The organism is Pseudomonas wuhanensis, from assembly GCF_030687395.1.
Taxonomy (GTDB): Bacteria; Pseudomonadota; Gammaproteobacteria; order Pseudomonadales; family Pseudomonadaceae; genus Aquipseudomonas; species Aquipseudomonas wuhanensis.
On the sequence record NZ_CP117430.1, the window covers coordinates 846,888 to 866,689 of the forward strand.

19 protein-coding genes are annotated in these 19,802 nt (G+C 60.1%); 11 read left to right on the top strand and 8 right to left on the bottom strand.

Translation table 11 applies throughout. The annotated features are described in order from the left end of the window. Window positions 1-30: 30 nt before the first annotated feature. Both PSH88_RS03980 and PSH88_RS03985 read right to left on the bottom strand, forming a co-directional pair. The gene (locus PSH88_RS03980; RefSeq protein ID WP_305425012.1) at window positions 31-1,113 is read right to left on the bottom strand and encodes an endonuclease/exonuclease/phosphatase family protein; all 1,083 of its coding nucleotides are present in this window, start codon (window positions 1,111-1,113) and stop codon (window positions 31-33) included. Window positions 1,114-1,187: 74 nt separating this feature from the next. Beyond that, complete coding sequence (locus PSH88_RS03985; RefSeq protein WP_305425013.1) at window positions 1,188-1,862, bottom strand: YciC family protein; 675 nt, start codon at window positions 1,860-1,862, stop codon at window positions 1,188-1,190. Window positions 1,863-2,039: 177 nt separating this feature from the next. Here PSH88_RS03985 and PSH88_RS03990 point away from each other — a divergent pair, with 177 nt between their 5' ends. The 3 genes from PSH88_RS03990 to PSH88_RS04000 all read left to right on the top strand — a co-directional run bounded on the left by PSH88_RS03990 (window position 2,040) and on the right by PSH88_RS04000 (window position 4,055). Beyond that, complete coding sequence (locus tag PSH88_RS03990) at window positions 2,040-2,804, top strand: DUF2076 domain-containing protein (protein ID WP_305425014.1); 765 nt, start codon at window positions 2,040-2,042, stop codon at window positions 2,802-2,804. A 137-nt stretch (window positions 2,805-2,941) separates the two neighbouring features. Beyond that, window positions 2,942-3,421 (top strand): LabA-like NYN domain-containing protein, encoded by a 480-nt coding sequence (locus tag PSH88_RS03995; RefSeq protein WP_030129509.1) that lies wholly within the window; start codon window positions 2,942-2,944, stop codon window positions 3,419-3,421. Between the two features lie 22 nt (window positions 3,422-3,443). Beyond that, on the top strand, window positions 3,444-4,055 hold the full coding sequence (locus PSH88_RS04000) for a 3'-5' exonuclease (protein WP_305425016.1): 612 nt from the start codon (window positions 3,444-3,446) through the stop codon (window positions 4,053-4,055). 119 nt (window positions 4,056-4,174) lie between these two features. On the opposite strand, the gene PSH88_RS04005 is transcribed toward PSH88_RS04000, so the two are convergent. Next, window positions 4,175-4,630, bottom strand: coding sequence for an Lrp/AsnC family transcriptional regulator (locus PSH88_RS04005; protein ID WP_305426935.1), 456 nt, complete (start codon window positions 4,628-4,630; stop codon window positions 4,175-4,177). Window positions 4,631-4,793: 163 nt separating this feature from the next. Here PSH88_RS04005 and yedA point away from each other — a divergent pair, with 163 nt between their 5' ends. Together yedA and rhlE1 are read left to right on the top strand one after the other, a co-directional pair. Continuing rightward, window positions 4,794-5,720 carry a drug/metabolite exporter YedA gene (yedA, locus tag PSH88_RS04010; protein ID WP_305425018.1) on the top strand — a complete coding sequence of 309 codons (927 nt, stop codon included), beginning with the start codon at window positions 4,794-4,796 and terminating at the stop codon, window positions 5,718-5,720. A 78-nt stretch (window positions 5,721-5,798) separates the two neighbouring features. After that, window positions 5,799-7,133, top strand: a complete 1,335-nt coding sequence (gene rhlE1 / locus PSH88_RS04015; RefSeq protein WP_038981420.1) for an RNA helicase RhlE1 — start codon at window positions 5,799-5,801, stop codon at window positions 7,131-7,133. Window positions 7,134-7,267: 134 nt separating this feature from the next. Here the strand turns inward: rhlE1 and PSH88_RS04020 are convergent, their stop codons facing one another. Next, entirely contained in the window at window positions 7,268-8,509 is a 1,242-nt protein-coding gene (locus tag PSH88_RS04020; protein ID WP_305425019.1) for a TIGR03862 family flavoprotein, read from the bottom strand. A gap of 278 nt (window positions 8,510-8,787) precedes the next feature. Further along, window positions 8,788-9,708 (bottom strand): histone deacetylase family protein, encoded by a 921-nt coding sequence (locus PSH88_RS04025; protein ID WP_305425020.1) that lies wholly within the window; start codon window positions 9,706-9,708, stop codon window positions 8,788-8,790. An 85-nt stretch (window positions 9,709-9,793) separates the two neighbouring features. Between PSH88_RS04025 and PSH88_RS04030 the strand changes: the two genes are divergently transcribed. From PSH88_RS04030 to PSH88_RS04040, 3 genes are all read left to right on the top strand, one after another. Further along, window positions 9,794-10,363, top strand: a complete 570-nt coding sequence (locus PSH88_RS04030; RefSeq protein ID WP_305425021.1) for a GNAT family N-acetyltransferase — start codon at window positions 9,794-9,796, stop codon at window positions 10,361-10,363. 106 nt (window positions 10,364-10,469) lie between these two features. Continuing rightward, entirely contained in the window at window positions 10,470-11,339 is an 870-nt protein-coding gene (gene tesB, locus PSH88_RS04035) for an acyl-CoA thioesterase II (RefSeq protein ID WP_305425022.1), read from the top strand. Next, window positions 11,336-11,929, top strand: coding sequence for an HAD family hydrolase (locus PSH88_RS04040; RefSeq protein WP_305425023.1), 594 nt, complete (start codon window positions 11,336-11,338; stop codon window positions 11,927-11,929). Before tesB ends, PSH88_RS04040 begins: the two co-directional genes overlap by 4 nt. A gap of 116 nt (window positions 11,930-12,045) precedes the next feature. Here PSH88_RS04040 and PSH88_RS04045 read toward each other — a convergent pair whose 3' ends face one another. Together PSH88_RS04045 and ypfJ are read right to left on the bottom strand one after the other, a co-directional pair. Continuing rightward, window positions 12,046-13,005, bottom strand: a complete 960-nt coding sequence (locus PSH88_RS04045) for an alpha/beta fold hydrolase (protein ID WP_305425024.1) — start codon at window positions 13,003-13,005, stop codon at window positions 12,046-12,048. After that, a complete protein-coding gene (gene ypfJ / locus PSH88_RS04050; protein ID WP_305425025.1) occupies window positions 13,005-13,898 on the bottom strand; it encodes a KPN_02809 family neutral zinc metallopeptidase in 894 nt (297 codons plus the stop codon). Before ypfJ ends, PSH88_RS04045 begins: the two co-directional genes overlap by 1 nt. Window positions 13,899-14,140: 242 nt before the next feature. Here ypfJ and PSH88_RS04055 point away from each other — a divergent pair, with 242 nt between their 5' ends. Next, complete coding sequence (locus tag PSH88_RS04055) at window positions 14,141-14,917, top strand: IclR family transcriptional regulator (RefSeq protein WP_048396459.1); 777 nt, start codon at window positions 14,141-14,143, stop codon at window positions 14,915-14,917. A 134-nt stretch (window positions 14,918-15,051) separates the two neighbouring features. Continuing rightward, window positions 15,052-15,993: a DMT family transporter gene (locus PSH88_RS04060; RefSeq protein WP_305425027.1), complete on the top strand. Its 942-nt coding sequence runs from the start codon at window positions 15,052-15,054 to the stop codon at window positions 15,991-15,993. Here the strand turns inward: PSH88_RS04060 and PSH88_RS04065 are convergent. Continuing rightward, window positions 15,983-17,320: an MFS transporter gene (locus tag PSH88_RS04065; RefSeq protein WP_305425029.1), complete on the bottom strand. Its 1,338-nt coding sequence runs from the start codon at window positions 17,318-17,320 to the stop codon at window positions 15,983-15,985. The two genes, PSH88_RS04060 and PSH88_RS04065, sit on opposite strands and share 11 nt — an antisense overlap. A 490-nt stretch (window positions 17,321-17,810) precedes the next feature. Between PSH88_RS04065 and quiC the strand changes: the two genes are divergently transcribed. After that, window positions 17,811-19,712 (top strand): 3-dehydroshikimate dehydratase QuiC, encoded by a 1,902-nt coding sequence (gene quiC, locus PSH88_RS04070; RefSeq protein ID WP_305425031.1) that lies wholly within the window; start codon window positions 17,811-17,813, stop codon window positions 19,710-19,712. The last annotated feature ends 90 nt before the right edge of the window (window positions 19,713-19,802 follow it).

Genomic DNA, 19,802 nt, shown 5'->3' on the forward strand with positions numbered 1-19,802 from the left:
TCGCAGGCTGCGTTCACTAACGCCGCAAATCTAAGGCGCGGCCGGCAACAGAAACCGTGCAATCACCGGCAAGTGATCGGAAATGCGCAACGTATCGTCCTGCCTCACCCTCGCCTCAACCCGTTTGAGGTGCGGGCTGTAAAACAGGTAATCGACGGTCCGGTCCGGGCCGTTCAAGCCCGGGTCATTCGGGTAATGGGTCAGCCATTGCGCCCGGTCGATGCCGCTGGCTTCGTTGTTGTTCGGGATCATCGGGTATTTGTCCCACAGCACATGCAGCGCGCTGTCGGCGGAGTAGGGCGTGCGTTGCTCGGTGGGCAGGCGTCGATACTGGCCCAGCGGCAACAGGTTGAAGTCGCCACCGATCAGCCACGGCGTGCCGCGGCTTTCATACTTGTCGAGGATCTTGGCCACGGCTGTCACCTGGCTTTGCAAGGTTTCGTCGAGTGCGGTGGTGGCGCGGTCCAGATGGGTATTGAACACGGCCATTTGGCCGCCGTTGCTCAATGGCAAGTGAGTGACCAGCAAGGCGTTTTTCGGCTTGAACTGACGGCTGATGAAATTGGCCGGTGCGACCGGTAATTGCAGGCGTTCGGCGTGTTCGATCTGGTAGCGGCTCAGGGTTGCCAATTGTCGGCCAACGCTGCCGTAGATGTGCGGTTCAGGCACGAAGTCGGCTTTCCAGTCGAAGGCCTGTGCGCTGCACGGATACAGGTCGGTGACTCGATCCTGAAGCAGCTTGAGCTGGTTCTGGTAGTCGCTGGCTTTGGCGCCGTCATCGAGTTCCTGCAACAGCACGATGTCCGGTTGCTCGTCGCGAATCACCCGTGCCACTTCGTCGAGGCTGAAGGCCATGTCTTCAGGTGTAGGGCTCTCGTCGTTACCTGCGGCCAAGTCGTTCCAGAACACGTAGCGCTTGCCTGCCAGATACTGGACGTTCCAGGTCATCACCTTCAGTGCCTGGCCGGGCACCAGCGTCGGTGCTTGGGCGTTGCAATTGACCGGCAGGGCTTCCTTGGCCAGGGGGCGCCAGGTGAGGCTGTAGATCAGCAATGCAATCAGGCCAATGACAATCAGCAGGCCCAGCAGGGTGTAGCGCAGTAGACGGGTCATGGCTCGGCTTATAGCGTTACAAAATTGACCCCGAGCATAACCGAGAGCAGCGCCCAAGCCCAAGGGTAGAGCGCTTAGAGCGCTCCGTCAGCTTTCTCGGGCGCATCGGCGATCAGCATGAACAAGCGGAACACCACCACGCTGGTGAACAGTTGCAGAAAGCTGTGGGCGCTGTCGATCAGCAGCGAGATCACCGGGTTCTGTGGATCAGGGTAAACCGCCAGCGTCGCCCCCTTGAGTACCCACAGCGGGGCCATCACGCACAGAATGCACACCAGAATGCGCAGGAAATTCCCACGGGTCAGGCGCAGGCTTTCCTTCATCGCCGCCAGCGGTGCCAGGCCGCGCAGCACCAGCAGGTATTCGCCGAACGCCAGTGTCACCATCAGCCAGATCCCCGGCAGGAAATACAGCGACAGGCCGAGCAGGATCAGCAGTGTATTGAGGGCGGTCAGTAGGGCGAAACGCGGCCACAGGGTCGCGGAGGTCGCCAGCAAGTCGCGGGTGCGCGGCGATTCGCCACGGCTGCGGGCATCGAGAAACAGGATCAGTGCGGCGGTGTACAGCGGATACACCAGCAGGCCGACCAATACACTGATGCCGGGGAAACTGTCCGGCTCGGTGGAGTGGTCGACCACTTGTTGCAGCAGCGCCTCGAAAATCACCAGCGGCAGGCACAGCTGCACGATCTGGCGCAGATTGCGCTTGAAGAAATACAGAGAGTCACGCAGTACGTCGAACGGATTCATCAGTCGGTATCGCAGGTTGAAAGCAGTGCCTCACTTTAACCGATGAAACCCTTTGGGGCGCAAACGTAAACGTTCGGTAAAGGTCATTGAAACATCCTGTATCAGCCCCATTACTGGTGAGCACCTTATCCACCGTGGATGAGGGCGACGATATTCCCGGCAATCTATGAGGTCGCCATGAACAGCGAAGAACAAACCCTGATCGATGGACTGTTTTCCCGGCTGCAACAGGCCGAAACGGATTCAGCCCCCCGCGACGCCCAGGCCGAAGCGCGGATCAAGGAACACCTGACTCGCCAGCCAGCGGCGGGCTATTTCATGACCCAGGCGATTCTGGTGCAAGAGGCAGCCATCAAGAGCCTCGACGAACAGAACAAGCAACTCACCCAACAAGTCCAGCAATTGCAGGCTGAACTGCAATCGGCCAAGGCGCAGACGGCGGCTCCGGCGCCGAGCGGCGGTGGCTTTTTGTCGAGCATCTTCGGTGGTGGCTCCCGTGATCCACAACCTGCGCCGACTCAAAGTGCCGCCCCGTCGAATACTGGCGGCTGGCGTGAACCGGCGCGGCCATCGTTCAACGCCCAGCCGCCACAGCAAAACTTCGGTGCGGCACCGCAGCAGAACTATGCACCGCAACAACAAGCTCCGGCGGCCGGCAGCAGTTTCCTCGGCGGTGCGTTGAAAACGGCAGCGGGTGTGGCCGGTGGCGTGATGTTGGCGCAGGGCATCAGCAGCCTGTTCCAGCACAATCAACAGCCGGAAGTGGTTGAAGTCATCAAGGAAGAACCGGCTCAGGTCAACGATCAGAGCGACAGCGGTAATGGCTGGGGCGACGATCAGCGTGTGGCTGACAATTCCAGCGATCAAGGCGGATTTGCCGACGCCGACTATAGCGATGACAGCTCATCGTTCTTCGGTGGCGACGACGATTCCTTCATCTGATACACCATTCGTCTGGGGCGCGATGGCGCCCCGGGCCGATTATTCGCGGAACAATCCTTCGGGCTGGCATACTGGGCAACTTTTCGGGCCCGGTGCCTGATCCTGTCCGCGCTTCGGCACGCCAAAGAGGATGTACGGTGAAAAAAATCGCAGTGTTCGCCGATGTCCAGAACCTCTATTACACCGTGCGACAGGCTTATGGTTGCCATTTCAACTACGCCGCGCTGTGGGCTGACGTCAGTAAAGAAGGGCAGATCGTCGAGGCCTATGCCTATGCGATCGATCGTGGCGACAGCAAGCAGCAGCAGTTTCAGCAGATCCTGCGCAATCTCGGCTTCATCGTGAAGCTCAAGCCCTACATCCAGCGCAGCGACGGCTCGGCCAAAGGCGACTGGGACGTGGGCATCACCCTCGACATCATGGACGCCGCCGACCATGTCGACGAAGTGGTGCTGGCCTCCGGCGACGGAGATTTCGACATGCTGCTGGAACGCATCATCAGCAAGCACGGCGTGCAAGCGGTGGCCTATGGCGTACCCGGTCTCACGGCCAATTCGCTGATCCGCGCCGCCAGCCGTTATGTGCCGATCGAAGGCGCGTTGCTGCTCAAGAATTGATTTTTACGGAGTTGAAACAGGTTTGGAACGCATAGCAGTCATCGACTTTGAAACCACCGGGCTCTCCCCGAGCAGCAGCTGCCGGGCCACGGAAATTGCCGTGGTGATTCTTGAACAGGGGCGCATTGTCGAGCGTTACCAAAGCCTGATGAATGCCGGCGTGCGAGTGCCGGCCTTCATTGAGCAACTCACCGGCATCAGCAACGCCATGCTGCGCACCGCGCCCTCGGCCGAGCAGGTGATGAACGAGGTCAATGAATTCGTTGGCATCACGCCGCTGCTGGCGCATAACGCTGCGTTCGACCAGAAGTTCTGGGACTTTGAGCTTGGGCGAATCAAACGCACACGCTTGCAGAACTTTGCCTGCTCACTGTTACTCGCCCGTCGCCTGATGCCCGCCGCACCGGACCACAAACTCGGCACCCTCACCACCTTCGCCAGCCTGCCCAATACCGGCAAGGCTCACCGGGCCATGGCCGATGCCGAAATGGCGGCCAACCTGACGGCGCACTTGGCTGAAGAGTTGCGGCGCAAGCATGGGTTGCGGGAGTTGTCCCATGATCTGCTGGTCAGTTTGCAGAAAGTGCCGGCGGCGAAGATTAATGAGCATCTCAAGCGGCATCGCGGGTTCTGAGTCGCACCTAACCCCTGTGGGAGCGGGCTTGTCCGCGATGAGGGCGTCACATTCAACATCGTTGTTGACTGACAGTCCGCTATCGCGGGCAAGCCCGCTCCCACAGGGACCTTGGCACATCACGCTTTGCCATTCCCTTCCAACTGCCCCAACGGCACCCGCTTCTCGATGGCGCTGGACAGCACGATCGAGGTCTTGCTGAACCCGAACGTGGCGATCCGGTTGATCAACTCTTCCAGCTCCGGCATCGAACCCACCGCCGCTTGCATGATCACGCACGGGTCGCCGGTGACGCGATGGCATTCAGTGAGTTGTGGGATTTTGATCAGTTCGTCGTAGGTTTTCTGATTGCCGTGCTGGTTCAGGCGCAGTTCGATGACGCACTGGATCGGCAGGCCTAGTTTGGCCATGTCGACTTTCGCCTGGTAGCCGGTGATCACCCCGCAGGCCTCAAGTTTGGCCACGCGCTCGGCCACCGCCGGAGCGGACAGGTTTACCTTGCGCGCCAGTTCGGCGTAGGACGCACGACCGTTTTCCAACAGGGCGCCGAGGAGCATGCGGTCGTATTTGTCCATCATGGCATTCCTGAAAAAAGACTGACTTTCGAAAGCACGGTTTATAGCGCTGAACTCCGTGTTTTGAAAAGTGTACCGGCGCTATAAACAGGTTTTGTAACTTATTTTCCGCCGCTGGCCTTTCTAGAATAGCTGCTCTCTTTATCTTGTTCTCGAGCTGCCCATGCCTGGCATACGCCGTTTTTCCTTACCGCTGATCGCTGCTTTTTTCGCGCTGTATGTGATTTGGGGATCGACCTATCTGGTGATTCGCATCGGCGTGCAGTACTGGCCGCCGTTGTTGCTCGCTGGTATCCGCTTCGTGATCGCCGGGACGTTGATGTACGCGTTCTTGCGTTGGCGCGGGGCTCCTGCACCGACGTGGGCGCAATGGAAAGCGGCGGGGATCATCGGGATTTTGCTGCTGACCTTCGGTAACGGTGCGGTGAGCGTCGCCGAGCATACGGGCGTGGCCTCCGGCGTTGCGGCGTTGGCGGTGGCGACGGTGCCGCTATTTACTTTGCTGTGTGGATATTTCTGGGGCGCGCGTAATACCCGTCTCGAATGGGCCGGGATTGTGCTCGGGCTGATCGGTATCGCCATGCTCAATCTCGGTTCCAATCTGCAATCGAGCCCGTTGGGTGCGGCATTGCTGGTGTTCGCGGCAGCGTCCTGGGCTTTCGGTTCGGTGTGGAGCAAACACTTGCCGTTGCCTCAGGGCGCGATGGCGAGTGCCGTGGAAATGCTGGTGGGCGGTGTGGTGTTGTTGATCGGCAGCGCGGTAAGTGGCGAGCATCTGGAGAGCATGCCACCGATCGAAGGCTGGGCGGCGCTGGCGTACCTGACTGTCTTCGGTTCGATCATCGCCTTCAACGCCTACATGTATCTGCTGAAACACGTGCGTCCGGCGGCGGCCACCAGTTATGCCTACGTCAACCCGGCGGTGGCGGTGTTGCTGGGCATCGTGTTTGTTGGCGAGACCATTGGTATCGAAGAAGCGCTGGCCATGACAGTGATCATCAGTGCAGTGGTGTTGATCGGGTTGCCGCAGTGGCGCCGAGGTGCGGATCGGCCTGCGGTAGTTGTGCCGACAGAATCCCGAGCGAATTAGGGTAAACTGCGCGCCATTGCATCTTGTTTTGCACACTTGTATTGAACAACCCGCGCTGAATTTTCCTACGGTACTCCCATGACTTTCGCCACCCTTGGCCTGATCGAACCCTTGCTGCGCGCTCTCGAGACGCTCGGCTACCAGACCCCTACGCCGGTGCAGACACAAGCGATTCCGGCGGTGCTGGCCGGTCGTGACCTGATGGCAGCAGCCCAGACCGGCACCGGCAAGACCGCCGGTTTCGCCTTGCCACTGCTGCAATTGCTGGCCATGGAAGGGCCGAAAGTCAGCGCCAACTCCGTGCGCGCATTGATCCTGGTGCCGACCCGCGAACTGGCCGAGCAGGTTCACGAAAGCGTGCGTCAGTACGCCGAGAACCTGCCGTTGAGCACGTATGCGGTGTACGGCGGTGTCAGCATCAACCCGCAAATGATGAAGCTGCGCAAAGGCGTCGACCTGTTGGTGGCGACTCCGGGCCGCTTGCTCGACCTGTTCCGCCAGAACGCGCTCAAGTTCAACCAGTTGCAAACCCTGGTGCTGGACGAAGCCGATCGCATGCTTGATCTGGGTTTTTCCGAAGAACTGGGGAATATCTATAAAGCGCTGCCGAAGAAACGTCAGACGCTGTTGTTCTCCGCGACCTTCTCCGACGCCATCCGCACGCTGGCCGGGCAAATGCTCAACGACCCGCTGAGCATCGAAGTCAGCCCGCGCAACGTGGCTGCCAACACCGTCAAGCAATGGGTGGTGACGGTAGACAAGAAGCGCAAGTCGGAGCTGTTCGTTCACTTGATGCGCAAGGGCAAGTGGAAGCAGGTGCTGGTGTTCGCCAAGACCCGTAATGGCGTAGACGCGTTGGTGGAAAAGCTCCAGGGCCTGGGCATCAATGCCGACGGTATCCACGGCGACAAACCTCAGGCGACCCGTCAGCGGGCGCTGGATCGTTTCAAGGCCAGCGAAGTGCAGATTCTTGTGGCCACCGACGTGGCTGCCCGTGGTCTGGATATCGAAGATTTGCCATTGGTGGTCAATTTCGACCTGCCGATCGTGGCAGAGGACTACATCCACCGCATCGGTCGTACCGGTCGTGCGGGCGCAACCGGGCAGGCTATTTCGCTGGTGTGCGCCGATGAAGTGAATCAGCTGTCAGCCATCGAGATGTTGACCCGTCAGACGTTGACTCGTCAGATGGAGCAGGATTTCGAGCCTGAGCACCGCGTGCCGGATACCGATGCCAGCGGTCAGGTGGTCAAGAAGCCGAAAAAACCGAAGAAGCCCAAGACCTCCAGTGGCGGCAAGCGCAACCTGGGTAAATGGGTCGAGAGCGGGGATGCTTCGGCGCCGGAGCCTTCGATCAAGCCTGTGCGTAAAGTGCCGGTGTTCAATACCGGGCCGCGTAAGCGTAAGCCTTGATTAAACGCTGCGCCGGTTAGACCGTCATCGCGGGCAAGCCCGCTCCCACAGGGATCTTCAGTGAACACAGCATTTGTGTAAAACAGAGATCAAATGTGGGAGCGGGCTTGCCCGCGATGGGCGCGACACGGTCTTCAGCACTTGCGCTTCAACCACTCCACCATCCCCAACCCAGCCGCTCGCCCACTGGCGAAACACGCGGTCAGCAGATAGCCGCCGGTCGGCGCTTCCCAATCGAGCATTTCCCCCGCGCAGAACACGCCGGGCAGTTGCTTGAGCATCAACCGTTCATCCAACGACTCGAACATCACGCCCCCGGCGCTGCTGATGGCCTCGTCCAATGGCCGGTTTTTTACCAACGTCAGTGGCAATGCCTTGATCGCCTTGGCCAGCAATGCCGGATCGGTAAAGTAATTGGCCGGTGTCAGCTCTCGCAGCAACGCCGCTTTCACGCCATCAAGGCCCAGCTGACTGTGCAGGTGTTTGGACATGGAACGGGAGCCGCGAGGTTTACTCAGCGCAGATTGAATTTTATCCACAGGCTTGCCCGGCAACAGGTCGAGGTGAACAGTTGCCGAACCATGTTGATTGATCGCTTCACGGATCGGTGCCGACAGGGCGTAGATCAAACTGCCTTCAATCCCCGTGGCAGTGATCACACACTCCCCGAGTCGTGGCACGTCGTCATTAAGGCCAATGGCGATGTTTTTCAGCGGGCTGCCGGCGAATTTGCTGACCATCAATTCGCTCCAGGCCTGCACTTCGAAACCGCAATTGCTCGGTTGCAACGGCGCCAGTTCTACACCGCGCTGTTCCAGCGCCAGCATCCAGGCACCGTCCGAACCGAGACGCGACCAACTACCGCCGCCGAGGGCCAACAGGGTCGCGTCGGGTTGAACGGTTTTTTCGCCTTCGGGGCTGTCGACGCGCAAGTCGCCGTTGTGATCCCAGCCGAGCCAGCGATGACGGGTGTGGATAACTACACCCGCATCGCGCAGGCGTTTGAGCCAGGCGCGCAACAGGGGCGCGGCTTTCATGTCTGTGGGAAACACCCGGCCGGAGCTGCCGACGAAGGTTTCGATGCCCAGGTCATGAATCCATTGGCACAAGGCGTTGGCACCGAAGGACCGTAACAGCGGCGCAATCTGCGGTGCCCGTTCGGCATAGCGCGAGAGAAACGCCGGGTAGGCCTCGGAGTGGGTGATGTTCATGCCGCCGACCCCGGCGAGGAGGAACTTTCGCCCCACTGAAGGCATGCCGTCGTACAGGTCGACCTTGATCCCGGCCTGGCTCAGCACTTCAGCCGCCATCAAACCGGCGGGGCCGCCGCCAATGATGGCGACTTGAGGGGGGAGGGAAGTGGAGGGCTGGGTCATGGTGAGAGCTGCGGTTTGGCGGGATAGCCGCGCATTCTAGCAGTACACGATAACTGTGGGAGCGGGCTTGCCCGCGATAGCGGACTGTCAGGCAACAACGATGTTGAATGTGCCGGCTTCATCGCGGGCAAGCCCCCACACAGGGAACATTGGTGTGTTCAAGGGCTGATCAAAAAACAACCACTCCGTTGCACGCTATAGGCAGCATGGCCTGCAGACCCTTTCACTCAGGTTATCCACAGGCGGTTCCACAGGCATTGTGGGTAAAGACTCACACATCAATGACAACCTGATGACTGCCAGACCCGTTGGGCGCTGTGATGGAGAATTCCATGGCGGCGTGCCAGGGCCTTGCGGTCTTTGCTGTAGCCGCCGCCGATCACGCCGACCACCGGAATATCCCGGCCCAGGCAATGGCGCATCACGCTTTCATCGCGAGCGGCAACGCCTTCGTCTGTCAGCTTCAGATAACCCAGGGCGTCATCCTTATGCACATCGACGCCGGCGTCGTACAGCACCAGATCCGGTTGGTAGAGCGGCAGCAAATAGTTGAGTGCGTCGTCCACCACCTTCAGGTAATCGGCATCGCCCATGCCCATCGGCAATGGAATGTCCCAGTCACTTTCGGCTTTGCGTGCAGGAAAATTCTTTTCGCAGTGCAGGGAAACGGTCACTGCCTCCGGGGTGTTGTGCAGAATCCGTGCAGTCCCGTCGCCCTGATGCACATCGCAGTCGAAGATCAGCACCCGATTCACCCGGCCACTTTCCAGCAGGTAATGGCTGATCACCGCCAGGTCATTGAAGATGCAGAAGCCGGCGGGATGATCGTAGTGCGCGTGGTGCGTGCCGCCGGCCAGGTGACAAGCCAAGCCATGCTCCAGCGCCTGTTCGGCCGCCAACAGAGAACCGCCGACCGCTCGCACCGTGCGCCGGGCCAGTGCTTCGCTCCAGGGTAGGCCGAGGCGTCGCTGGTCTTCGCGGGACAATTCACCGTCCATGTAGCGTTCGATATACGCAGGGTCATGGGCGAGGGCGAGAATCTCTGGCGGGCATAGATCCGGACGCAGCAGATCGGTGTCGCGGGTCAGGCCACTGTCCACCAAGTGATCGCGCAGCAGGCGAAACTTGTCCATGGGGAAGCGGTGATCCGCCGGGAACTCGGGACTGTAGTCTTCGTGGTAGATCAATGGCAGGGGCATGGCTGATTTATACAGGAAGGCATGTAGGAATGAGTGAAGGATCCTACCAGCGATGTAGACTTGCGGGATGGGAAAGGGGGACGAGATGGAGCCGATACTGGAACTCGAAAGCGCACGACTGTTGTTGCGGCAGTGGCGTGATGAGGATTTGCCGGCGTTTGCGGCGATGTGCGCCGATCCACAGGTGATGCGTTATTTTCCGGCGCCCTTGAGTCGGCTGGAAAGTGCCTCGCTGATCGGGCGGGTTCGCGGGCACTTTGCCGAGCATGGTTTCGGCCTCTGGGCGCTGGAGCGCAAGGACACCGGCGCGTTCATCGGGTTTACCGGGCTCGGTGTGGTCGGCTTCAACGCGCCCTTCACGCCGGCCATCGAAATCGGCTGGCGCCTGGCGCGCGAGCACTGGGGGCTGGGTTATGCCAGCGAAGCGGCGTGGACCGCTCTGCGCTGCGGGTTCGACCGATTGGCGCTGCAAGAGGTCGTCGCATTCACCACCAAGACCAATCTGCCATCCGAGAAAGTCATGCAAGCGATCGGCATGCACCATGCCCCCGCCGATGACTTCGAGCACCCGCGGCTTGCAGCCGATCATCCGCTGCGCCCGCATGTGTTGTACCGCATCACCCGTGAGCAATGGCTGCAAACCTTGCATGGATAAGCAGGCGCGGACGTTTACAATGGCCCTCATGTTGAACCGGGCCATAAACTGAATCGACCGCCGCAGCCAAGACTGCGCGGCATTGCGTTGTGTGAGGAGAGTCTGAATGAGCCAAGTGTTGGAAGATCTGGTAGACCTGCTGACCCTGGAACCGATTGAAGAAAACCTGTTCCGTGGCCGCAGCCAGGACCTGGGGTTTCGTCAGTTGTTCGGCGGCCAGGTACTCGGCCAGTCCCTGTCGGCGGCCAGTCAGACAGTTGAGCCGGCGCGCCATGTGCATTCGATGCACGGTTATTTCCTGCGCCCGGGCGATGCCAAATTGCCGGTGGTGTATCAGGTCGATCGGGTGCGCGATGGCGGCAGTTTCAGTACGCGCCGGGTGACGGCGATCCAGAAGGGCAATCCGATTTTCACCTGCAGCGCCTCGTTCCAGTACGACGAAGAAGGCTTTCAGCATCAGACTGAGATGCCGCAAGTGGTCGGCCCGGAAAACCTGCCGTCGGAGCTGGAACTCACCCAGCGGCAAGCGCACCTGATCCCTGAGCACATGCGCGAAAAGCTGCTGTGCCCGAAACCGATCGAAGTCCGGCCGGTGACCGAAAAAGACCCCTACAACCCGCAGCCTGCCGATCCCGTCAAATACGTCTGGTTCCGCGCCGACGGTGCCTTGGCTGACACCCCGGCGCTGCACAAATACCTGCTGGCCTACGCGTCGGACTTCGGTCTGCTGACCACCTCGATGCTGCCCCACGGCAAATCGGTCTGGCAGAAAGACATGCAGGTCGCCAGCCTTGATCACGCCTTGTGGTTCCATGCCGACCTGCGCGCCGATGACTGGTTGCTGTACGCCATGGACAGCCCATGGGCCGGCAATTCGCGCGGATTCTCTCGCGGCAGCGTGTTCAACCGTGCCGGGCAACTGGTGGCTTCGGTCACTCAGGAAGGCCTGATTCGCCATCGCAAGGATTGGGCATGAGCCTGGCCGAGGTGCGGCACTGGGTGTTCGACATGGACGGCACCCTGACGGTGGCGGTGCATGACTTCGCGGCGATTCGCGTGGCGTTGGCGATTCCCGCCGAAGACGACATCCTCACCCACCTTGCGGCGTTGCCGGCTGATGAAGCGGCGGCCAAACACGCGTGGCTGCTGGAGCACGAGCGGGATCTGGCGTTGGGTTCGAAGCCGGCGCCGGGCGCGGTGGAACTGGTGCGTGAGTTGGCCGGACGCGGTTATCGTCTGGGCATTCTCACGCGCAATGCTCGCGAACTGGCGCATGTCACGCTGGAGGCGATTGGCCTGGCTGACTGCTTTGCGGTGGAGGATGTACTGGGCCGTGATGAAGCACCGCCCAAGCCGCATCCTGGCGGTTTGCTGAAACTGGCCGAAGCCTGGAAAGTGCCGGCGAGCGAAATGGTGATGGTTGGTGATTACCGCTTTGATCTGGATTGCGGGCGGGCGGCGGGGACGCGGACGGTGCTGGTGAATCTGCCGGATAATCCGTGGCCGGAATTGACTGATTGGCATGCTGCCGATTGCTTGGCGTTGCGGCAGATGCTGTCGGCTTGAGAGATGGGTCGTCTGGTTAACCGCTATCGCGGGCAAGCCCGCTCCCACAAGGATGGTGCATAACCCTGTGGGAGCGGGCTTGCCCGCGATGGCGTCAGATCAGACACCACAAAAACTCACTGGCCAAACAACGCCTTCTGCCCCTCGGGCGACGTAAACATCCCATCCTCATTGTGGCCAACCCCGGGCACTTCGATCAGTTGCTGGCTCAACCCTTGAGAATGGCGCCGCTTCAGATAATTGAAATAGTGGCGCCCACGAATCAGTCGAGACGCACCCTGGGCTTTGGCCTCACAACTCTTATCCAGCGCCGGATGATTCGGGTCGATGTCCTGCTGCCCGAGTAAATAAACGATGTCACGTTTGACGTAGTTTTCTTCGAGTTGCGCAGGTGTTTGCCCATTGGCATAGGCGGGCAGATCCGTCAGCCCATATTTCCAGCGATTGAAATTCGGGCACCCAGCGTGACTGAACGCCACCGGTCGTTGCTCATTGAAGTAGGCATACGACGAAGAGTTGGCGATCACATAGCGCACTTTCACGCCCTCCGCCTCGAGGGCTGGCTGAGGGTGGCCCAGTAGGGCATAACGCTGAACCACCTGAGCGCCGCCGGAGTGACCGGCGATGACGATTTGCTTCACGTCCGGAAACTGTCGTCGATCACCCAGTCGAGCGATGATTTCGTCGAGCGCGGCATAGGAGCTCAGCGTAAACGGCGCGGTGGATAAGCCGCCGGCCATCCAGTCATTGCCTTGCCAGCGTAAAACACTGTCAGACACCTGATGGCTCGCAATGTCGGTTTCGTTGAGAAACTGCGGGGCGAGCACCAACGTGTTCGCGCTTTGCCCCGCCTGCTCGGCGGCGTGTTCGGCGCTTTGGCGGTAGGTTTCGGCATTGCGTAATCGACCATGGACCATGATCAGCACGCGTTCGATTTTCGCCGGCGTCGGGCCAATGCTCACCGCAATTTCCCCGGCGCTCAACAGCAAGCGCCCGGAGCTGATCGCCTTGACGCCCTGCTCGGCAGCCTGGGTGCTTGCGCAGGTGATTAACAGAGTCAGCAGCCACTTACGCATCACAGATTCTTCGCGGCAAAGGTATCGCACTGGCCAACCTGGCCTTGTGCGAATCCGGCCTTGAACCAGCGCACTCGCTGGGCCGAAGTGCCGTGAGTGAAGGAGTCCGGCACCACGCGGCCCTGACCTTGCTGTTGCAAGCGGTCGTCGCCGATGGCGTTGGCGGCGTTCAAGGCTTCTTCGATGTCACCGGGCTCCAGCCAGTTCAGACGTTTTTGCGCATGGTTGGCCCAGACCCCGGCCAGGCAATCGGCCTGCAGTTCCTGACGCACCAGCAAACCATTGTCGCCTTCCATCTGCCGGCCCTGCTGGCGAGCGGCCTGAATTTTCGCTGAAACGCCGAGCAAGGTCTGCACGTGGTGTCCGACCTCGTGAGCGATCACGTAGGCTTGGGCGAAGTCGCCCGCGGCGGAAAAGCGTTGGGACATCTCCTGAAAGAAACTCGTATCGAGATAGACCTTCTGGTCAGCCGGGCAATAGAAGGGACCGGTTGCCGAAGACGCCAGGCCGCAGGCCGAGTTGACGCGGTTGCTGAACAGCACCAGGGTCGGGTCTTTATATTGCCGATCGGCCTGCTGGAAAATCTGGCGCCAGGTGTCTTCGGTATCGCCGAGGATCGAGCGCACGAACTCGGCCCCTTCATCATTGGCCGGTGGCGCCTTGCGGGTTTGGGTGGGGGCCGGGGCCGATTGCTCGCTCATCTGCCCGGTCAGTTGGCCGAGAATCTGCATCGGGTCCTGGCCGGTGATCCAGCCGATCCCGACGATCAACAGGATCGCCGTCAGGCTCAGGCCCTTGCCTCCACCGAAACGCATCCCACCGCCCCCACCACCGACATCATCACCACGGGCATCGACCACGTTGTCGCTGCGTCGGCCTTTTTTCCAAAGCATGGGGGATCCTCTTTTTTACCTGATGAAGGCGCATGGTGATGAGTGTTGCCGGTGAGTAGGTATGGCGCCAGTCCGGTCGTCTGACAGCCCTTGGCGACAGGGGTTCTCCTAAGTGGCGACATTAGCGGTTTCATGGACGGACGGGCACTGCAGAGCGGTCAAGACAACTGCAGGACAGGTTCCAGATTTTGCTTCCTTCGAGTTGTCTTTTAGAATCAGTCAAATTTCGTTTGGAACCTCCCATGGCAGGCAGTCAGATCGAACGTGTTTTCAGCGTGCTGGAAAGCCTTACCGGTGAACCCCAAGGTTTACCGATGCAGACGCTGGCCGAGCAACTGGACATCCCCAAGAGCGCGACCCACCGTCTACTCGCCGAACTGATTCGTTTGGGGTATGTGCGGCAGAACCCGGAAAACCTGCGCTATCACTTATCGACCAAACTGGTCGCCATGGGCTTTCGCTACTTGTCCGGCAGTGGTGCGGATATTGTGCAGCCGGTGCTGGATCGGCTGGCCCGGGAGACCGGCGAGCTGGTGCGTCTGGGGGTGATCGAAGGCGAGCGTCAGACCTGGATCGCCAAATCCCAGGGAGCCCGTTCCGGCCTGCGTTACGACCCGGACATGGGGCGCGATGCGCCGCTGTTCTATACCGCTTCCGGGCATGCGTGGCTGGCCTGCATGAGCGATGCCGAAGCGTTGTCGCTGGTTGAGCGCCAGGCGGTCGAGAAGCCCGAGGGCCTGGGGCCCAATGCGCCACGCTCCAACATCGAACTGCTGGAGCGGCTGCGCCTGGCGCGCGAGCAGGGCTATGCCTGGGTCGAGGAAAGTTCGGCGGTAGGCACGTCGGCGATTGCTGCCGTTATCCGTCATCCATTACAGGGGCGAGTGATCGGCGTGCTCAGCATTGCCGGACCGAGCGCGCGGATGCCGGGCGCGCGACTGCATGAACTGGCACCGACGTTGTTGGCGTTCGCCCAAGAGCTTTCGGCAGCGAGTCAGGCGTCGGAACTCTTTAGCTGATAGCGCTTGCACCCATTGAGTTGGAAGTAATTAAAAACCGTGCGCTGTTCGCACACTTTCAGCCGTTGCGACTATCAGAATCTGGAACCGGGTTCTAAATTATTGGAATTGTCCCGCCAGAAGAGAACCTCGCCTTGACGTCGCCTATCAGCACCCCACTCTCCGGCGTCAATCATCCTTTCAAAGGCATCCTGCTGGTGGTGGTCGCGACCTTTCTGTTTTCCAGCCATGACGCCTTGTCGAAATACCTCAGCGGGTTCTATCCGGTCGTCATGGTGGTCTGGGCTCGCTATGTGATTCACACCTTGTTGATGGCCGGGATTTTTCTGCCGCAATCCGGGTTGCGTGTCCTGCGCACCAAGCGGCCTTTGCTGCAGTTGATGCGGGCGTTGTGCTTATTGGGAACCAGCCTGCTGTTTACCTGTGCGCTGTTGTTCATTCCGTTGGCCGAAGCCACGGCGGTGAATTTTCTTGCACCGGTATTGGTGACGGCATTGTCGGTGCCACTGCTCGGCGAGCAGGTGACGCGCGGCCAATGGCTGGCGGTCATTTGCGGGTTCATCGGGGTGTTGATCATCGTCCATCCCGGCGGCGAGCTGTTCACGCCTGCGGTGCTGCTGCCGTTCTGCTCGGCGCTGTTTTTCTGCTTCTATCAGCTGCTCACCCGCAAGCTCAGCGAAATCGACAGCCCGACCACCAGTAACTTTTTCGCCGGGCTTTGTAATACGTTGGTGATGAGTGCGCTGGTGCCGTTCTTCTGGCAGGTCCCAAGCCTGGGTCATGGGGTTTTAATGGTGGCGCTGGGGGCGTGCGGGATGACGGCGCATCTGTTTCTGACTCAGGCTTTCCGTCACGCCGCGCCCGCGTTGTTGGCGCCGTTCGGCTATTGCCAGATTGTATTTGCCGGTTTGCTGGGCTGGTTGCTGTTTTCTCACACGCCGACCCTGACCACGGTGGTCGGGATCGCGGTGATTTGCTGCAGCGGGTTGGCGGCAGCCTGGCAACAGAGTCGTCGACAAGAGGAGGGAGGCAGGTCTGGAATCAGACCTGCCGGAGGAAGGGAGTTTACTCGGTGACGGTAGGAATCTTGCGCGGTGCCATGAAGTACATCCAGATCAGCGCGATGAAGTACATCGCCGGAATCATGGTGAACAGCACGGTGTAGTTGTTGTTGGTGATTGTCAGAATGTGGCCGACCAACTGAGTCATGAACATCCCGCCAATTGCCGCGCACATCCCGCCGAAGCCGAACACCGTACTCATCATGTGCTTGGGCGTGTAGTCCATTACCAGGCTCCAGATGTTCGCGGTCCAGGCCTGGTGAGCACCGATGGCCAGGGAGATGGCAAACACCGCGAGCCACAGACTGCTCGAGCCGGCGGCCATGACCACGCCGATGATGCAGCAGGCGAACAGGAACATGGACATCAGTCGCGCCTTGATCGGGTTGACCCCGCGACCGATCAGGAACGAGGACAGGATGCCGCCGCCGACACTGCCGAAGTCAGCCGTGAGGTAGATGATGATCAGCGGGATACCCATTTGGGTCACGTTGATCCCCAGGTTGTATTGCTGATTGAGGAACGGCGGCAGCCAGTACAGGTAGAACCAGAACACCGGCGCGGTGATCGAGTAGGCGAGGGCGAAGGCCCAGGTGCCACGCATGCGCAGGATTCGTGAGAACGGTACGCGGGATTGTTCCGGCTCGGCTTCCTTCTGGATGTAGTCCAGTTCCGATTGTTTGACGCTCGGGTGATCTTCCGGGTTGAAGTACTTCAGACCCCAGAACAGCAACCAGATGCCGCCCAGTGCCGCCATGCACAGGAACGCGGCTTGCCAGCCCCAGGCGTGGAGGATCAGTGGCAGCAGCATGGGCGTGAACATCGCACCGACGTTGGTCCCGGCGTTGAAGATGCCGGTGGCCACGGCACGCTCGCCGGCGGGGAACCACAACCGGGTGGTTTTCACGCAGGCGGGGTAATTCGCCGCTTCAGTCAAACCGAGAATGAACCGGCAGACCATGAAGCCCACCGCCGAAGTGGCCAGGCCGTGAGCGCCGGTGGCCAGGCTCCAGAGCAGCACCGCGCAGAAGAACACGCGTTTGACGCCGACCCGGTCGATCAACCGGCCCTGCAGCACAAAGCCGATGGCGTAGCCGACCTGAAACCAGAAGTTGATGTTGGCGTAATCCATCGCCGTCCAGCTCATTTCCTTGGCCAGAATCGGCTGCATGACGCCCAGGGCGGCGCGGTCGATGTAGTTCAGGGTGGTGGCGAAAAACACCAGCGCCAGCATCCCCCAACGGGTTTTGCCGACGGCCATGGCGCCGCGAATTTTGTCGCCGATGCCGCCAGTGGCGACGCTTTGGGCCGAGGCCACGCGAGAGCTTTGAGAAGGAAACATGTGTGTGCCATCCGTTCAATGACTGACAAGCGAGGCTTGTCGGGACTTCAAGGGCGCGTGATCAATCAACGGCGCCAGGCGCGGGTGTGATTGATCGGCTGAGGTGTTTTCGTCGGACTGACGACAACGGGTTATTCAGCGAGCGGCACGGTTCGGCCGAGAGGGCACAAAGTTCGGATGGACGCCAGGCACGGCGTGAGGGCGGTGGAGCAAGCAAACAAGGCGTTGAATGAGTGCATGAGCGTGTACCCGTTTTTTGAAATTTTTATGTGGTGTTCAGGGTCTTTGGTAACCGAGTCCATGGGTCGTGACCGGACTCAATGTGGTGTCGATGTTGCGCAGTGGACGAAAAATCGTCAATTCGCCAACTGCCATTTTGTTCGATAATCGCCCGCAAAACTAACCGGGTAGTACACTTTGAATTGCTGTGTGGATTCGTCAAGCCAATAATTTGCCCAACAAGAATGTCCCCACCACCGGGAGTCGACACATGCAGCGTTCCATTGCCACCGTTTCCTTGAGCGGCACCCTGCCGGAAAAACTTGAAGCCATTGCCGCCGCCGGTTTTGACGGAGTGGAAATTTTCGAGAACGACCTTCTCTACTACGACGGCAGCCCGCGGGAAATCAGGCAGATGTGCGCCGATCTCGGGATCGCGATTACGCTGTTTCAACCCTTTCGTGATTTCGAAGGTTGCCGCCGCGATCGCCTGCCGCGCAATCTGGAGCGGGCCGAGCGCAAGTTCGATTTGATGCAGGAACTGGGCACCGACCTGGTGCTGGTGTGCAGCAACGCCTCGGCCGACTCCATCGGTGATGAGCAGATTCTGGTCGACGACTTGCGTCTGCTAGCCGAACGGGCCGGCGCTCGAGGCCTGCGGATCGGTTATGAAGCCTTGGCCTGGGGCCGGCACGTGAACACCTGGCAGCAGGTGTGGGACATCGTTCGCCAGGCCGATCATCCGAACCTCGGCGTGTTGCTGGACAGTTTTCATACGCTGTCGCTCAAGGGCGACCCGAGTGCCATCGCCGAGATTCCCGGCGACAAAATCTTCTTCGTGCAAATGGCCGACGCGCCTATCCTGGCCATGGATGTGCTGGAGTGGAGCCGACACTTCCGCTGCTTCCCGGGCCAGGGCGAATTCGATCTGCCGGGGTTCCTCGCACCCATCATCAAAAGTGGCTACACCGGGCCGCTGTCCCTGGAGATCTTCAACGACGGTTTCCGCGCCGCGCCACCCCGGGCCAACGCCGCCGACGGCTTGCGTTCGTTGCTGTACCTGGAAGAGAAAACCCGCCAGCGTCTGGAACAGGAAGCCACGCCCCCGGCCATTCGCGACATTCTGTTCGACACCCCCAGCGCCAGCGAATACAACGGCATCGAGTTTCTTGAATTCGCAGTGGACGAAAGCCTCGGTGCCAAGTTGTCTCATTGGCTGGAGCGACTGGGTTTCGTCAAGGCCGGGCAACACCGTTCCAAGAGTGTCAGCCTGTTGCGTCAGGGCGATATCAACCTGATCCTCAACTCCGAACCTTATTCCTTCGCCCATAGTTTTTTCGAGGCGCACGGCCCATCACTGTGCGCCACCGCCGTGCGGGTCAAGGACAGCGCCAGTGCGCTGGCCCGCGCCGTTGCCTACAAAGGCCAGCCCTATCGCGGACTGGTAGGCCCCAATGAGCTTGAGCTGGCAGCGGTGCGTGCGCCGGATGGCAGCCTGATTTACCTGGTGGACCAAAACGCCGACGTTTACGGCACCGACTTCAATCTGCAACCGATGGCCGTCGCCAGAGGTGGCCTCAAGCGTATCGACCACATGGCGATGGCACTGCCGGCCGACAGCCTCGACAGTTGGGTGCTGTTCTATAAAAGCCTGCTGGATTTCGAAGCCGACGATGAAGTGGTACTGCCCGACCCGTATGGTTTGGTGAAGAGCCGCGCATTGCGCAGCCGCTGCAGTTCGATCCGCCTGCCGCTGAACATTTCCGAGAACCGCAACACCGCCATCTCACACGCACTGTCGAGTTATCGCGGTTCTGGCGTGCATCACATCGCTTTCGATTGCGACGACATCTTTGCCGAAGTCAGTCGCGCCAAGGAGGCGGGCGTGCCGCTGCTGGATATCCCGCTCAACTATTACGATGACCTCGCCGCGCGGTTCGATTTCGACGATGAGTTCCTCAGCGAGCTGGCCTATTTCAACGTGCTTTACGACCGCGATGCTCAGGGCGGCGAGCTGTTTCATGTGTACACCGAACCGTTCGAAGGGCGGTTCTTCTTTGAAATCATCCAGCGCAAAAATGGCTATGCGGGTTACGGCGCGGCCAATGTGGCAGTGCGACTGGCGGCCATGGCTAAATCGCGAAGTGGTGGCGTACGTCAGGCAAAGTTGTAGGAAAATCGTAAACACGGGTACAAAACCGCTGCTTCGCGGCTTCCTTCACCGCGCGCAGCGCCCCATAATCGCCTGCTTGTGCAGTGATGG

Bases quoted from the DNA above. Each gene is read 5' to 3' on its own strand.
- PSH88_RS04045 (WP_305425024.1), bottom strand. From the start codon at position 13,005: ATGCGTAAGTGGCTGCTGACTCTGTTAATCACCTGCGCAAGCACCCAG.
- PSH88_RS04020 (WP_305425019.1), bottom strand. From the start codon at position 8,509: ATGACCCAGCCCTCCACTTCCCTCCCCCCTCAAGTCGCCATCATTGGC.
- PSH88_RS04030 (WP_305425021.1), top strand. From the start codon at position 9,794: ATGGAGCCGATACTGGAACTCGAAAGCGCACGACTGTTGTTGCGGCAG.
- PSH88_RS03990 (WP_305425014.1), top strand. From the start codon at position 2,040: ATGAACAGCGAAGAACAAACCCTGATCGATGGACTGTTTTCCCGGCTG.
- PSH88_RS04055 (WP_048396459.1), top strand. From the start codon at position 14,141: ATGGCAGGCAGTCAGATCGAACGTGTTTTCAGCGTGCTGGAAAGCCTT.
- quiC (WP_305425031.1), top strand. From the start codon at position 17,811: ATGCAGCGTTCCATTGCCACCGTTTCCTTGAGCGGCACCCTGCCGGAA.
- rhlE1 (WP_038981420.1), top strand. From the start codon at position 5,799: ATGACTTTCGCCACCCTTGGCCTGATCGAACCCTTGCTGCGCGCTCTC.
- PSH88_RS03980 (WP_305425012.1), bottom strand. From the start codon at position 1,113: ATGACCCGTCTACTGCGCTACACCCTGCTGGGCCTGCTGATTGTCATT.
- ypfJ (WP_305425025.1), bottom strand. From the start codon at position 13,898: ATGCTTTGGAAAAAAGGCCGACGCAGCGACAACGTGGTCGATGCCCGT.
- PSH88_RS03985 (WP_305425013.1), bottom strand. From the start codon at position 1,862: ATGAATCCGTTCGACGTACTGCGTGACTCTCTGTATTTCTTCAAGCGC.
- PSH88_RS04025 (WP_305425020.1), bottom strand. From the start codon at position 9,708: ATGCCCCTGCCATTGATCTACCACGAAGACTACAGTCCCGAGTTCCCG.
- tesB (WP_305425022.1), top strand. From the start codon at position 10,470: ATGAGCCAAGTGTTGGAAGATCTGGTAGACCTGCTGACCCTGGAACCG.
- PSH88_RS04065 (WP_305425029.1), bottom strand. From the start codon at position 17,320: ATGTTTCCTTCTCAAAGCTCTCGCGTGGCCTCGGCCCAAAGCGTCGCC.
- PSH88_RS04005 (WP_305426935.1), bottom strand. From the start codon at position 4,630: ATGGACAAATACGACCGCATGCTCCTCGGCGCCCTGTTGGAAAACGGT.
- PSH88_RS04040 (WP_305425023.1), top strand. From the start codon at position 11,336: ATGAGCCTGGCCGAGGTGCGGCACTGGGTGTTCGACATGGACGGCACC.
- yedA (WP_305425018.1), top strand. From the start codon at position 4,794: ATGCCTGGCATACGCCGTTTTTCCTTACCGCTGATCGCTGCTTTTTTC.